Genomic DNA, 14,530 nt, shown 5'->3' on the forward strand with positions numbered 1-14,530 from the left:
GGCAATACAGACATAATGTATAGATATAGCGATACTTGACGTTGACAGCAATGCAGGCGTACCGAAATACAGGTACCAAGGGAAGAACACCGGCGTAGGCCGGTATGGGGAGGATCTACATGAAAACAGCAACAATACGAAGAGAAGACGTTGAGCTTCTGGCACCTGCTGGGGACTGGGATTGCATGCGTTCGGCGGTAGCCAACGGGGCGGATGCGATTTTCTTCGGGGTCGAAAAGTTTAATGCACGGGCTAGAGCGAACAATTTCCGTATGGACGAGCTGCCGGAGATTATGGCGTTTTTGCACAGTTATGGCGTGAAAGGGTTCCTGACCTTTAATATATTGATCTTTGAAAATGAATTGAAAGATGCCAAAGAACTCATCGATGCCTGCGTAGATGCCGGTGTGGATGCTGTAATCGTACAGGATCTGGGTCTGGTCAAAATGATTCGTGAGATTTCACCGGATTTCCCGATTCACGGTTCCACGCAGATGACGATTACGTCGCCTGAAGCGGTAGAGTTTACCAAGCCGTTTGACATGGAGCGTGTCGTACTTGGACGGGAAAACAATCTGAAACAGATCCAAAAGATTGGTGATCAAGCGAAACTTCCGATGGAAGTATTCGTGCATGGTGCACTCTGCGTGTCCTATTCGGGTCAGTGTCTGACTTCCGAAATGTGGGGCGGTCGTTCCGCGAACCGTGGAGAATGTGCGCAGGCGTGCCGTCTGCCGTACGATCTGATGGTGGATGGTGTTCACCAGCCGATGGGGGATGTCGCGTATCTGTTATCGCCAAAAGATCTGGCAGCCATTGATATCATGCCGGAATTGATTGAAGCGGGCGTAACGTCTTTCAAAATTGAAGGTCGACTCAAAACGCCAGAGTACGTGGCGAACGTAGTTAGCAAATATCGTAAAGCCATTGACCGTTATTTTGACGGTGACAGTACACGCGCAAGCAAGGAAGAGATTCGTGAATTACAACAGAGCTTCTCGCGTGGATTTACACATGGTTTTCTGGACGGCACGAACAACAAACAGCTCGTAGACGGGACGTTCCCGAAAAGCCGCGGCGTTTACCTTGGTCGTGTAGACCAAGTGCTGCGTGATGGTGTGGTACTGAAACTGGATGCACCCGTGAAACGTGGAGACGGCATTGTGTTTGATGCTGGTGATCCAACGAAAAAAGAAGAAGGCGGACGTGTATATGATGTACGCCGCAAAGGTGTGAAGATCGAAGGCGAAGCCGGCGAAGGCTGGATCGTGGACATCGTACCAGGCCGCAGTGATGTGGATCTACGTCGTGTGAAAGTCGGCGATAAGGTATGGAAAACCAATGATCCTGCGCTTGACAAACGTCTGCGTCAAAGCTTTGAGACCGATAAGCCGTACCGTGTCTTCCCGGTCAAAGTGAAAGTCATCGGCAGCCCGGGCCAACCGCTCAGCACGTGGTGGACCGACGTGCAGAAGGGAACAACCGTGCGCGTGGATTCGGAGATGGAACTGGACATTGCCCAGAAACGTCCGATGACCCACGAATTGCTCGAGGAGCAATTCGGACGTCTCGGGGGCACCGTGTTCCAGCTGGAGGAACTGGACGTCAATCTGCACGGTGACGTCATCATCCCGATGCGCGAGTTGAACAATATTCGCCGTCAGGCGGTCGAACAACTCGCGGGCGAGCGCCCTAAACCGCCCGTCTACGTGAAACGGGCGGTGGACGTGTACGGCGATGCGGTACAACCGGCATCGCCAGTGGCTCGCGGTCAAGCAGAGCTGACCGCGCTGTGCCGCAGCCTGCCACAAGTGGAGGCAGCGCTGGAAGCTGGCGTCGGCATGATCTACGCCGACTTCGAGTTCATCAAGCAGTTCCCGGCAGCGGTGGAAGCTGTACATGCCGCAGGCCGCAAAATCGCGCTGGCTACGCCGCGTATTCATATGCCTGGCGAAAACGGCTATCACAACAATATCTTGCGTTTGGAGCCGGATGCGGTGCTCGTTCGTAATACAGGTGCGCTTTACTTCTATCTGCGTCACCGTAGAATGAACCCGGACGCGAAGCATCCGCAATTGATCGGGGACTTCTCCTTGAACATCGCCAACCATAAGGCAGTGGAACTGTTCCTTGAGGCAGGTTGCGACTGGATTACACCATCGTATGACCTGAACATTCAGCAGATGGTTGATTTGCTCGGTAACTCCCGTACAAGTCAGACCGAGGTGGTCATCCATCAGCATCTGCCGATGTTCCACACGGAGCACTGTGTATACTGTACGTTTATGAGTGAAGGAACGGACTATACGAACTGTGGACGTCCTTGCGAAGAAAAACGGGCATCCCTGCAAGACCGAATTGGTATGTCTCACCCGGTACGTGTGGATGAAGGCTGCCGTAACACGGTATATAACGCCGTGGAGCAGTCAGGTGCAGAGTACCTGACCAACTTTATGGATCTAGGTGTATCCCGCTACCGGGTAGAGTTTCTGGAAGAGACACCGGAGCAGGTGAAGGAAGTTATTGATCTGTACAACCGTGCACTGCGCGGCGAGATCAGCGGTACACAAGTATGGAAGACGCTGAAAGCAACGAACCAGCTGGGCGTTACACGCGGTCAATTGGTGAAATAAACGGAGCAACCCCAATCTCTGCTTTACGGAGCTCTTGGGGTTTTTTCTATAATAAGCGGCATCGGCAACCAAGGAGGTGTGAAGCGTGGCTCCATTTTCAATGATGGATATTAAATTGCTGTGCGGGGTCACGGCATTCAAACACGGCGAAGAATATCAACAGTCTGGGAGGATTGGCAAGCTCGTTGTAAGTGAGGACGGTCGTCATTATCAAGCCGTTGTTCGGGGGACAGAAGCCTACGAAGTGAAGGTGGATCTGGACGATGCGGGAGAAATTGAAGCGAACTGCAACTGCCCTGCATACGGCAACTATTATGACTATTGCAAACATATCGCGGCTGTCCTGCTTGCTATTCATGAACGTGAGGATACACCAGAACTGTCGGGTGGCAGAGGAACGAATTCAAAAGTAGGTACATTGGTCGAAGAAGAGACATGGGAGCGGCCTTATTCAACTTCAATGCCATCTCCATCCAAATCCGCAGGTTCTTCCTCTTTTTCATCAAAGGCTTCATCGGGTAGATCATCGGCGTTACCAGGCGAGAACGGGCATGTCCCCTCTGAACTATCAGCGGTGTCCCACCGTGCGAGCATCGAATCTCCCATATCTACAGCACTAGGTCAACAATCGGAGCATCCGCATCATTCGCAGCAGCACAAGCCGCAGACGTTGTCTCCCTCCCCTTTTGCACAGGCAGGTCGCCCAAGTTCAGCCTCAGGCTGGGGCCGCTCTGCGGATAAACCGTCCTACCGTACGGCAGACCAGATTTTATCCATGTTTGCGAAGGATCGCAGATTGCCACATGAACGGGAGCAAAAATATACAGCACCGGTTACCCGCTCCATGCTGCGAGAAGAATTGCAGGTACAGTTTATATGCAAACTGGTACATGTTCATAAAGGTGGAGCCAAGCTGGCACTTGAATTAAAAGTGGGCAACAAACGGCTCTATGTCGTGCAGAAGGTCAAGCAGTTCCTGAACTGTATTGAAAAGGGCGAGCCCATGTCCTTCACCAAGCTGTTTCATTATGATCCGCTGCTACATGTGTTTAGGGCTGAAGATCAGGCTATTCTTTCCATGCTCATTCGTATGAGACAGAGTGAAGAGGCATACCGTGAGTCCATTTCGGGGTATCTGGGTGCTTCGGACGGTCGCGATATCCTGATCGCTCCAATTGTCTGGAAGCCACTGCTGGAGTTGCTTATGCAAGCGGATAGCCGCATGGAGGGCACGGGCCTAGCGAACGGACCACTGACCCTGAGCGAGGGAGCATTGCCACTATTTTACCGGATCGCGGAGGGGGCGAATGAAGGGTATCAGCTGGAGGTGTCAGGACTGCGTGAGTTGATCCTGCTTCCGGCCTATGATGCGGCAGTCGTCGAGGGGCAGTTCTATATGTTAGAACCGACGCAGATGAGAAGTCTGGAGGACCTGAACCGTGCGCTCACATCCTACGGTATTAAAGAAAGCATTGATATCTCGGCACAACAGGTGGATGAGTTTGTGCAGCATGTTGTACCGGAACTGCGGACGTTGGGGCATTTGTCGATTGATTCCCGTGTGCGCGAACAGATTGCCGAACCCGAGTTGTCACCGAAACTGTATATCGACTTTTACAGGGAACGCATTACAGCACGTCTGGAATTCGATTATGGCGTCATGGTCATTAACCCATTGGCAGAGTATTTGATTAACGAGGAAGAAAAGAAAGTCATCTTGATCCGCGACCGCTTCAAGGAACGCAATCTCATCGAGAGACTGGATTGTTCTTTTCTGGAGCGGGAGGGAAGTGTCTGGGCAAGCGAACGTGAGGACGCCATCTATGATGTGATGTATCACCTGTTGCCCGAGCTTGAGAAGCTGGCCGCTATCTATATGCCGAATGCTGTGAAAGCGATGATGCCAACGTACCCGGTACCGCCGAAGGTTCGCGCTGACCTGGGAAGAGGACTGGACTGGCTGGAGATTTCCTTCGAGATGGAGGGAGTCGACGAGCAGGAGTTGCAAGAACTGATGCGCAGCATTGTGGAAAAGAAAGCTTTCTTCCGCCTGCGAAGCGGTGTCTTTCTGTCACTTGAAAATGATGGCGCGAGCAGCTTCGCTCACATGGCTGACGCGCTTGGACTGGAAGCAAAGGATATCCAGAGCAGCCATATCCGGTTGCCTGCTGTGAGAGCGTTGCAACTTCCGGGCAGAGATGAGGTTTCCGGTCATGTGAAATGGGGAGGCTCGCTCAAACGTTTCCTTGATGATCTGCGTGATCCTGACCGGATGGACTTTCCGTTACCACAGATGCTGGCGCCTGTGCTGCGGGATTACCAGATGAGCGGGTATCAGTGGCTTCGTACGCTCGCACATTACCGATTTGGCGGTATCCTGGCCGATGATATGGGACTGGGCAAAACGCTACAAAGCATCGCCTACATCACAGCTTCGTTACGGGAGAGACCTGTGTATGAACAGGGACAAGAGGCAGGGTTGCCAGCTGATACAGACAATACCATCTCTAATGATTGGAACATGAATGGGTCTCAGCAGGCTTACTTGGCCAATGCCACTGGAACGATAGATGATGCATGGCACACCTCGCAACAAGACGGGCTGACCATTCGCACGCGAATGACACATCCGCCGGTATTGGTTGTTGCACCGGCTTCACTAACTTACAACTGGGCGAATGAGTTTGCACGGTTTGCTCCGCATCTGAACGTCTTAATCGCCGCAGGGCAAAAAGATGAACGTGCCAGCATGCTGGCGGATATGGACAAAGCGGATGTCATCGTGACATCGTATCCGTTGCTACGACGTGATCTGGATACGTATTTGGGAAGAACTTTTCATACCCTGATTCTGGACGAGGCACAGGCAGTCAAAAATGCATCGTCCCAGACAGCGCAAGCCGTCAAACAGATTCAGGCGCCGCGCCGCTTTGCCCTCACAGGTACACCCGTCGAGAATTCACTGGATGAACTGTGGTCTATTTTTGAAGCCGTATTTCCGGGTTTATTCCCGAGCTACAGAAGATTTCGTGACTTGCCGCCAGAACGCATCTCGCGCATGGTACGTCCGTTCATTCTCCGTCGCTTGAAGAAAGATGTATTGGAAGAATTGCCAGATCGGATTGAGACAGTACAACGCTCTGAGCTGACGGTGGAACAGAAAAAGCTATATGCAGCGTATCTCTCTCAGCTTCAGGATGAGACCACTAAGGACATGGAAGATAACGGTTTCCAGAAAAATCGGATTAAAATTTTGGCCGGTATCACTCGCCTGCGTCAGTTATGTTGTCACCCGGCACTATTTGTGGACGGATATCAAGGGGATTCCGGGAAAATGGAGCAGCTGCTGGAGACTGTCCAAGACTGTCTGGCTGCTGGCAAACGTATTCTGATTTTCTCCCAGTTTGCAAGTATGCTTAATCTCATTCGTCAGACCCTTTCGGCACAAGGGAACAGCTTGTTTTATCTGGATGGACAAACCCCTGCCCAGAGTCGTGTGGACATGTGCCGCAGGTTTAATGAGGGAGAAGCCGAACTGTTTCTGATCTCGCTCAAGGCCGGAGGAACCGGGCTGAACCTGACGGGAGCCGATACCGTCATATTGTATGATTTGTGGTGGAATCCCGCGGTGGAGGAACAGGCGATTGGACGAGCCCATCGGATGGGGCAGAAACAAGTCGTTCAGGTGATCCGCCTAGTGACGGAGGGGACTATTGAAGAAAAAATTCTGGAGTTGCAACAGCGGAAAAAGGACTTGATTGCCGAGGTGATTGAACCGGGCGATGGAGGATCAACGACATTATCCGAGCAGGATATTCGCGAGTTGTTGATGGTGTAGGGCAAACTTGATTTTTATACAACAATTGCCAATAAATTGTGGTAATGTATAGAGAAATGCACCACTTTTGCTAACCTGATTCATTGTTTATTTAATCCATTTGTCCTATTATATCTATACCTTATTGATCCAGCCAAAGGAGTGTTTCCTATACGTATCCGCAAAGCGATTATTCCAGCCGCCGGACTGGGAACCCGGTTTCTGCCTGCTACCAAGGCCATGCCGAAAGAAATGTTGCCCATCGTGGACAAGCCGACCATTCAATATATTATTGAGGAAGCCGTTGCCTCTGGGATTGAAGATATTATTATCGTGACAGGGAAAGGGAAACGAGCGATCGAGGACCACTTTGATTATTCCTTTGAACTTGAACAGAATCTCGCAGACAAACAGAAGTGGGATCTGCTGAACGAAGTGCGTAAACCTTCCGATATGGCTGACATTCATTATATCCGGCAAAAGGAACCGAAAGGACTTGGTCACGCGATCTGGTGTGCTCGCAAGTTCATTGGTAACGAGCCTTTTGCCGTCCTGCTCGGGGACGATATCGTAGAATCTGACAAGCCTTGTTTGCAACAGATGATGGAAGTCTATGACGAACTGCAGTCCCCGATTGTCGGCGTGCAACCTGTCGATTGGAGTGAAGTATCCCGTTACGGTATTATCGATGGAGAGTTGCTAACTCGTACGGATGAACGTGTCTTCCGTGCACGTCGTTTGATTGAAAAGCCGAAAACGGAGGATTCTCCTTCGAATCTGGCGATCATGGGCCGTTACATTCTTACTCCCGATATTTTCGAAATCTTGGGCAGGCAGTCTGCCGGTGTAGGCGGAGAGATTCAGTTGACCGATGCTTTATCCCGTCTGAATGAGCAAAGACAGATTCTCGCGTATCATTTTGATGGCTTGCGCCATGATGTGGGTGAGAAACTAGGTTTCATTGAAACATCCATTCACTATGCACTCCAGCGACCTGATCTGCGGGAGGATTTGCTGAAGTATTTGAAAGACATCGTGGTATCAGACTGATTAATGAATTTGTTCCTATACTTAAGTTATCAATCTGCTATTTCTTTAGAACGTTTCTACTAAGAACTGGACAAAAAAAGGTTTGCCTTATGAGGCAAACCTTTTTTATATAACACCATAACAACAAGTGTGGATGATTCTAATTAAAAGTTAATTCAGCGATTCGTTTTATTTCGTCTGCTTCACTAGATGAGATGGCAATCAGTTTATTATATAGAGCCTCGTCCATTTTAAATTCTCGTTTGAGCGAAGCGAGGTACCAACGAGCAATTTCACGATTTGTCGCATCCGTCAGATCTTCGGCAATTCCCGTTTTAAGTACAGCGGTAGCTCCTGGAAGGTCGTTGGACATATACTTCATTTTCCCAGCATTGAGAATCATCGTTGGAGTGACCTGGAATGGCTGACCTTGAAGCTGTCCTTTAGGGAGAGTTTTAAGGTGCTCCACTCCATCTACTACATGCTGGTATGCCTCAATTCCCGAAGAGAAATAAGCATTCTTTTTTGTAGTATCCCCTTGTCCCAGTGCCTGATACCCCAGATCGAATGAACGGCTAATCAATTGCTCATACCAATCCATATCCCAGATATAGTTGCTTGCATATTCTTTTCGTAGTGTGTACGCCTGCTCATTTTCACCCTTCAATTCGTATATGCCAATGAGTTGTTTTACCATACCTTTATTATATGGCTCTGCTTCGAGACCACGCTGCAACAATTGCACGGCTTCTGTGTAGAATTGCTCATCTTTCGTTTGCGTGTAGCCTTGTTGATAAAGTGACGCTAGAAGCATTAATGAGTCCGGATGTGTGCTACGGATGGACAAATCCTTGTCAAGTGGAGCTTTGATTTGCCGGAAATCTTGACTGCTTCGTGCGAGTTCATTACCTTCAATGGCATAATGATTAGCCTGTAAGAATCGAACAGAGATAATGAGAAGCACAATAATCGCTGTTCCAGCAACTGTACTGTACACTCCCCGTGCCGCAGCTTCTCCCATTTTCAAACGACGAGTGGGTTGAGGCTCAATCGCAGCACTCATGCCTCCAAGACCAAGGAATACCAGCATTCCAATAAAGACATAACTCATGTTGAAATCAAGAAGACTCAGCACGAGGATGGACATGGAAAGAATAAAGTACACGAAATGTGATTCGCGATCCTCTTCATTCCGTCTGACATACGAGCGTACATATTGATAGAAAACATATAGTATAAACGCCATAAATACTAAAAATCCAACGAGGCCAACTTCGACAAGATATTGCATGAAAAAGTTATGTGCCTGAGCACTGACATAAGGATTGTTCTGATATTTTTCATACAGTGCAGTCCATGCTCCGCCACCTGCCCCGATTACAGGATAATCAGCAAATAGTTTCGTGGCATCTTTGTAGAATGTGATACGCTCGAGCACACTGTGCTGCTGGAAGTTGATATTCTCAAGTCGTGTGCTAATACTGTCCGGCAAAATGTTACGTACGCCCGTACCGAGCAAAAGCACAGCAATCACAACGGTTAGAACTACAGAACCTAGCGGAATCCACACACTGGATGCTTTTCGAGCTGACCAAGATTCAAGCTTAGCTTCAAGTCTAGGGGCTACAGAGCGTTGAATCGCCCAACACAACAACGCAACAACAAGCGAGGCTCCAACAAGGATCGCCCAGCTCTTGGCTGCAAGAGAACCTGTGAACTGCTTTTGAAGTTCAATTCCTGCAGTGTTAATCGGGTTTAGAACCAACAGAGTGCCAATAGCCGATACGGCACAATAGATAAACCATAGAATTTGTTTGGCTGGTTTAAGCAAAAGTAACAAGATAACAAATACGATAGGCAACATGACGAGTCCTGTACGAGAGAGTGTAAGCAACAACGACAGGATAATGGGTACAAGCATGAAGCCATGCAACAGTTGTGTGACTATTCTTTTGGAACGAATCATGCCGAAGATGGAAATAAACAGAAAGGCCATTAGAAATGCTGCGTATGTATTGGGATACTGAAACACGGACGCAAGCCTCGCACCGTTGGAGTCGTTCCAGATCGCCTGGTTGTATACACCATTGATTACGCCTGCGGAAAACCATCCAACTAGTTTACCTGCAAAACTAAAGGCTCCTAGCCAATTTAACAAACCATATCCGACAATAACATATGCAATTCCTATTAAGGAAGATTGTATGATATGATTGATTTTGTTGTTTTGAAGCAGGTACATCGTCATCACGAAAATCATGGCATAAATACATTGGATGAGAATCATATTATTCGCCAAGTATTCTGATGCCGCATTAATTAGTGATAATACATAGGTAAGAGGGAGTAGTATAACGGCTACTTTGAGCCAATCTTGCTGTGTTTCTAACTTCATCTGTTTAAAGTAGATTGCCACCCATAATATAAATAGGAGGGTCGTAATGGCAACAGCCCAATAAATGGGTGCTTCAAATTGCAACAATTGACCATTAAATAACGCAACTTGGAACGCTGACCAGAGTAAAAATAAGATAAGTCCTATGAACAATGACCATAAGAGCACCGATGCCGAATTGGCTGTAACTTTACTCGACGTTTTCAATTGTTTTCCGTATACTGGATTCGACAAAGTTTGATTCTCCTTTTCTGGTAGATACGACATTATTTTAGCATATGTGGATCGAATGTGTTACACCAAAGATCAATATTTTTCATTAGTTAGAAGAGACAGTTATCACATGTAGCCAAATTAAAAAATTGAATATTAGAATCGAATAAACTAAAGATTGAATGGAGACTAAGAATGTTAAGATTTTTGAACTCTTTACAACAAAACAAATATCTCATTAAAAATATGGTTGTTAGAGATATAAGACAAAGGTATTCTGGATCCGCGCTAGGGTTATTATGGTTCTTTATTCAACCAATATCAATGATTCTTATCTATACATTTGTGTTTTCTTTTGTGCTCAAAGCAAAATTAGGACCAGAATTTGGTGGACTCAATTTTTCTGTTTGGCTTGTGAGTGGCCTTGTACCGTGGATGTACTTTAATGAAGTTATTGTTAGATCTACTGGTTCTCTTATTGACAATGCATCTTTAATAAAAAAAACTATATTTAACACAAAGTGGACAGTATTTTCATATTTACTAACAGGATTATTTACTTTTATCGTTTTTTTTCTGGTAGTAATATTGTTGCTGATCATTTTTAGAGTTTCGGTTAGCTGGGGAATATTGTTGATTGCTCCTTATCTAATTTTGCTAAGCGTATTTATGTTCGGTCTGTCTTTAGCTTTAGCTGCACTAAATGTTTACTTGAGGGATATAAATCAGTTTTTATCAGTGTTTCTTAATGTGTGGTTTTATCTTACTCCGATAGTGTACCCGATTAATATAATACCAGAAAAATATAGATTTTTTCTTGAAATAAACCCATTATATCATTTCATTAATAATTTTAGACTGATTGTGCTGGCTACAGGTGAGATGAATGTTTCATCGTTTCTCTATATGTCATGTTGGGCTTTTATTAGTATTTTCTTCGGTCTTAAAATTTTCAATAAGTTAAAGGATGGGTTTGCGGATGTACTTTAAGCATAAGCTAAATAACAAGACGGTATTGATTTTAATAGTATTTTTGGCACTTATTGTTCGCTGTGTATATTTTTATATGACTCCACTACCATTGAACCCAGAGGGACTATTGAGCTTTTATCCTGATGAAAATGTATACTATAACAATTATTTATTAATAGAACAAAAAGGTTTTTTTTATGCACTATTGGATGAACAATCTTTGTGGACTGCACCTTTAAATCCGATATATATTTACTTACTATCTGGAGTAACAAGTCAACCTATTCTTTTTATTAGGATATTCAATATTTTGGTAGCAGCTTTCAGCATAGTTCCAATCTACAAAATTGCTATTAAATTGTTTAATCATAAAGTTGCAGTTTTTTCTTCATTATTTATGGCTCTCTACTTTCCCTTAATTGAAATTGCTCCAACATTATTAACTGAGCCAATATATATTTTCTTTATACTTATGGCAAGTTACTGGTCGTTGCTAGCTATTAGCCAAGACGGTGTAAAGTTATATGTGTATGCTGGTTTATTCATGGCACTCGCGACATTAACAAGATCAACATTTTTACTGGCCCCATTTTTTCTGCTTCTAGTCATGTATTTAGTATTTAAGAGCAACAGAAAGATAATTAGGGGTTTAGTGGTATTATTAATTTCTTTCGGTGTAGTAGTCGGTCCATTTATTCTTAAAAACTATATTTTGTTTGACCGATTTGCTATAAACAATGGCTCAGGCGCCGTTTTGTTTCTAGGTTCAAGGGCTGATACGGAAGGAGACGAGCCGCCGTATCGGGGCAAGGAGTATTCTACCTATGAGATAACAGCACCGTATACACATCTTCAATCTGAAGGTGATGATCGTTTAAAGGAAGTGGCAATAAACAATATCAGAGATCATCTATTTGGGTATGTTTACTGGGATGTAAAAAAAATAGGACGATTGCTCGTTGGGAATAATCATTATTGGTATTTTCCTTTTAATAATATTGTTGATTATTACCACAATTTGGGTTTTGGGAAATCGGCACTTAGGTTATTAAATATGCTGGGTGTGATAATTATCGTAGTGCTGGGGTTATATGAAATGCTTGTAAGAAATATAAAACAGGTTTTAGTGAACCCTGTGACATTAATATTTATTTATCACACATTAATATATTTACCTTTCTTAGTGAATCATAGATACGGACTTCCTTTGGTGTGTTTGCTCTCTATGTTCTGCGGGATGTTTTTTTTCAGAGAAAAGGTGGGGTCTAGTTCATGAGGAAAATAATGTATTTTATCCTAATTTTGTTGATTTTCATTGTATTCTTCTATAATACAAATGTGTATCCAAAATTGTATGCTTGGTATGCATCAACTCAAATAAACTATGTTGAAAAGAGTATAAAGTTAAATACAGCAAATTATCAAAACATAAGAGACATAAAAGTCAGTGAAAGTTCAATAACGGGTGAGGGAGAGAATAATGATCCCTCAATAATTATACCTTTAGATGACGGGCCTGTAACTACTATTAATTTTGATATAACTGTCTTACAGGATGACACTGTTCAGGTTTTCTATCTCGATAAAGACAACTCTTCTTTTAATGAAATCCATTCTTTAAAAACATTAGTTCATAACGGGGATAACGTGGTGACTTTAAAAATACCGATTGAAGCATCCTTGAAGCCAATGATTTCTATTAGAATTGATCCAGTTCAGACCAATCAAAGGTTTTCAATAAAGAACTTATATATTAACAAATAAACGTATGTAGGAGTAAATAAATGGTGAAATTCGGCTTTGTATTTAGTAAAATTTCTAGATTGATTCACAATAAGGTATTGCATAATTCTATGGAGAATATAGACAGCTATAATGCGTGGAGAAAGAAACATGAAGAAAAAAGAACGATGATAAGCAGTAAGTTCTCTTATCAACCTAAAATTTCTGTATTGATGCCAGTATATAATGTAGATGTTAATTGGCTTATGAAAGCAGTAGAATCTGTAGAGAAACAAAGGTACAGCAATTGGGAGTTGTGCATTGTTGATGATTGTTCGAGTAACAAGCTGATTAGAGAATATCTCCTTATGAAAGAAAGTGAGAAAATAAAAGTTAAATTTTTAGAAAAAAATTCTCATATATCTATTACTTCTAATGAGGCTTTCGAATTGTCGACTGGAGAATTTATTGCACTGTTAGACCACGATGATGAAATTCATGAGAATGCTCTCCTAGAAGTTGTAACAGTGTTGAATCATGATAATATGATAGATTTAATCTATTCTGATGAAGATAAATTATCAATGGAATCTGAAAGGATGCAACCTGCTTTCAAAACACACTGGAATTCTGAACTTTTGTTTTCATTTATGTATGTTGGGCATCTAGGTGTTTACAGAAGGAGAATTGTTGAAGAAATAGGTGGGTTTCGTGTAGGGTTCGAAGGTGCCCAAGATTATGATCTAATACTTAGATTTACTGAGAAGACAAATCGTGTTTATCATATACCTAAAATTCTTTACCATTGGAGAATGATACCGGGTTCAACTGCTGTAGAAGTTAATAGTAAGAGCTATGCTTATGATAGAGGAAGAATAGCGCTCTATCAGTCTCTATTACGAAGAGGTCATAATTGTTCTGGAGTTGAAGAGGATCCATTTATAAGAGGGAATTATCGTCCATTGCTGAGATTAAACAAAAAAAATCCAATCGCGATTTTTTTAATCGCATTATCAAATAATAAAAGTTTGATCCAAGAAAGAATTAGGGATATTGAGTCGTTAAATACGGACATAGAGTATGATATTATTGTTTTTTCTACAGACCCAATTGATTTAATGGGAATAAAAAATATAACTTACAGTTACAATAAGCTTTTTGTTGAAATGTATAAATACCTCATCAATTTTGAACATATAGAGAGCTTTGTGTTTATTAAAGATACTATTGCTGCTCAAAATTCTAACTGGCTAGAAGGACTTCTAGTTTACTCAGAACGAGATGATGTTGGCTGTGTTTCTGGGAAAATAGTGTCACAATCAGGTAAAATAAGTTACTCGGGTTCCTTTATTGAGAATGGTTGTAAGATTTATCCTAACTTCAATGATAATAAGGATGAATTCGGGTATTTGGGGAGGATAAGAAGGGTGCAGAATGTCACATTTGCATCTTCAAACTGTTTTTCTGTAAGATCTACCTTATTTAAGAATTATATGCTTGAAAATTTGTCCCTCCATGATTTTGATGGATTTAATCTTTACTTAATCACAGAAAATATTGGAAATATTTATAATCCTTATTTTGAGTTTGTTACTTCAAACATGGATTATGATAACGATGGACAATTAGCCCCACATGGAAAAGAGTTGCTAGTCGGTTTTGAAGAAGATAGATATTTGAATCCAAACACTAAATTTGAAAATGGAAAAATACTCATTAATATTTAGTTTAATGGAAAGCGGTGTTTTT

8 protein-coding genes are annotated in these 14,530 nt (G+C 43.6%); 7 read left to right on the plus strand and 1 reads right to left on the minus strand.

Annotated features, from left to right (window positions below):
• The first annotated feature begins 119 nt into the window (after window positions 1-119).
• From EC604_RS17580 to galU, 3 genes are all read left to right on the plus strand, one after another.
• Entirely contained in the window at window positions 120-2,633 is a 2,514-nt protein-coding gene (locus EC604_RS17580) for a U32 family peptidase (protein WP_123065394.1), read from the plus strand.
• Between the two features lie 85 nt (window positions 2,634-2,718).
• On the plus strand, window positions 2,719-6,471 hold the full coding sequence (locus EC604_RS17585) for a DEAD/DEAH box helicase (protein WP_123065395.1): 3,753 nt from the start codon (window positions 2,719-2,721) through the stop codon (window positions 6,469-6,471).
• 150 nt (window positions 6,472-6,621) lie between these two features.
• The gene (galU, locus tag EC604_RS17590) at window positions 6,622-7,500 is read left to right on the plus strand and encodes a UTP--glucose-1-phosphate uridylyltransferase GalU (RefSeq protein WP_123065436.1); all 879 of its coding nucleotides are present in this window, start codon (window positions 6,622-6,624) and stop codon (window positions 7,498-7,500) included.
• 139 nt (window positions 7,501-7,639) lie between these two features.
• Here the strand turns inward: galU and EC604_RS17595 are convergent, their stop codons facing one another.
• Window positions 7,640-10,108 carry an O-antigen ligase family protein gene (locus tag EC604_RS17595; RefSeq protein ID WP_123065396.1) on the minus strand — a complete coding sequence of 823 codons (2,469 nt, stop codon included), beginning with the start codon at window positions 10,106-10,108 and terminating at the stop codon, window positions 7,640-7,642.
• 174 nt (window positions 10,109-10,282) lie between these two features.
• Here EC604_RS17595 and EC604_RS17600 point away from each other — a divergent pair, with 174 nt between their 5' ends.
• From EC604_RS17600 to EC604_RS17615, 4 genes are read left to right on the plus strand one after another with little or no spacing between them, the layout of a single operon-like run.
• The gene (locus tag EC604_RS17600) at window positions 10,283-11,077 is read left to right on the plus strand and encodes an ABC transporter permease (RefSeq protein ID WP_123065397.1); all 795 of its coding nucleotides are present in this window, start codon (window positions 10,283-10,285) and stop codon (window positions 11,075-11,077) included.
• Complete coding sequence (locus tag EC604_RS17605) at window positions 11,067-12,335, plus strand: ArnT family glycosyltransferase (RefSeq protein ID WP_161556969.1); 1,269 nt, start codon at window positions 11,067-11,069, stop codon at window positions 12,333-12,335. Before EC604_RS17600 ends, EC604_RS17605 begins: the two co-directional genes overlap by 11 nt.
• Window positions 12,332-12,823, plus strand: a complete 492-nt coding sequence (locus EC604_RS17610; RefSeq protein WP_123065399.1) for a hypothetical protein — start codon at window positions 12,332-12,334, stop codon at window positions 12,821-12,823. Before EC604_RS17605 ends, EC604_RS17610 begins: the two co-directional genes overlap by 4 nt.
• A gap of 20 nt (window positions 12,824-12,843) precedes the next feature.
• A complete protein-coding gene (locus tag EC604_RS17615) occupies window positions 12,844-14,508 on the plus strand; it encodes a glycosyltransferase family 2 protein (RefSeq protein ID WP_123065400.1) in 1,665 nt (554 codons plus the stop codon).
• Window positions 14,509-14,530: the final 22 nt, after the last annotated feature.

The organism is Paenibacillus amylolyticus, assembly GCF_003719335.1.
GTDB lineage: Bacteria > Bacillota > Bacilli > Paenibacillales > Paenibacillaceae > Paenibacillus > Paenibacillus amylolyticus_D.

Excerpts from the sequence above, each read along its gene's own strand:
- EC604_RS17580 (WP_123065394.1), top strand. The coding sequence starts at position 120 with ATGAAAACAGCAACAATACGAAGAGAAGACGTTGAGCTTCTGGCACCT.
- EC604_RS17600 (WP_123065397.1), top strand. The coding sequence starts at position 10,283 with ATGTTAAGATTTTTGAACTCTTTACAACAAAACAAATATCTCATTAAA.
- EC604_RS17605 (WP_161556969.1), top strand. The coding sequence starts at position 11,067 with ATGTACTTTAAGCATAAGCTAAATAACAAGACGGTATTGATTTTAATA.
- EC604_RS17610 (WP_123065399.1), top strand. The coding sequence starts at position 12,332 with ATGAGGAAAATAATGTATTTTATCCTAATTTTGTTGATTTTCATTGTA.
- EC604_RS17615 (WP_123065400.1), top strand. The coding sequence starts at position 12,844 with ATGGTGAAATTCGGCTTTGTATTTAGTAAAATTTCTAGATTGATTCAC.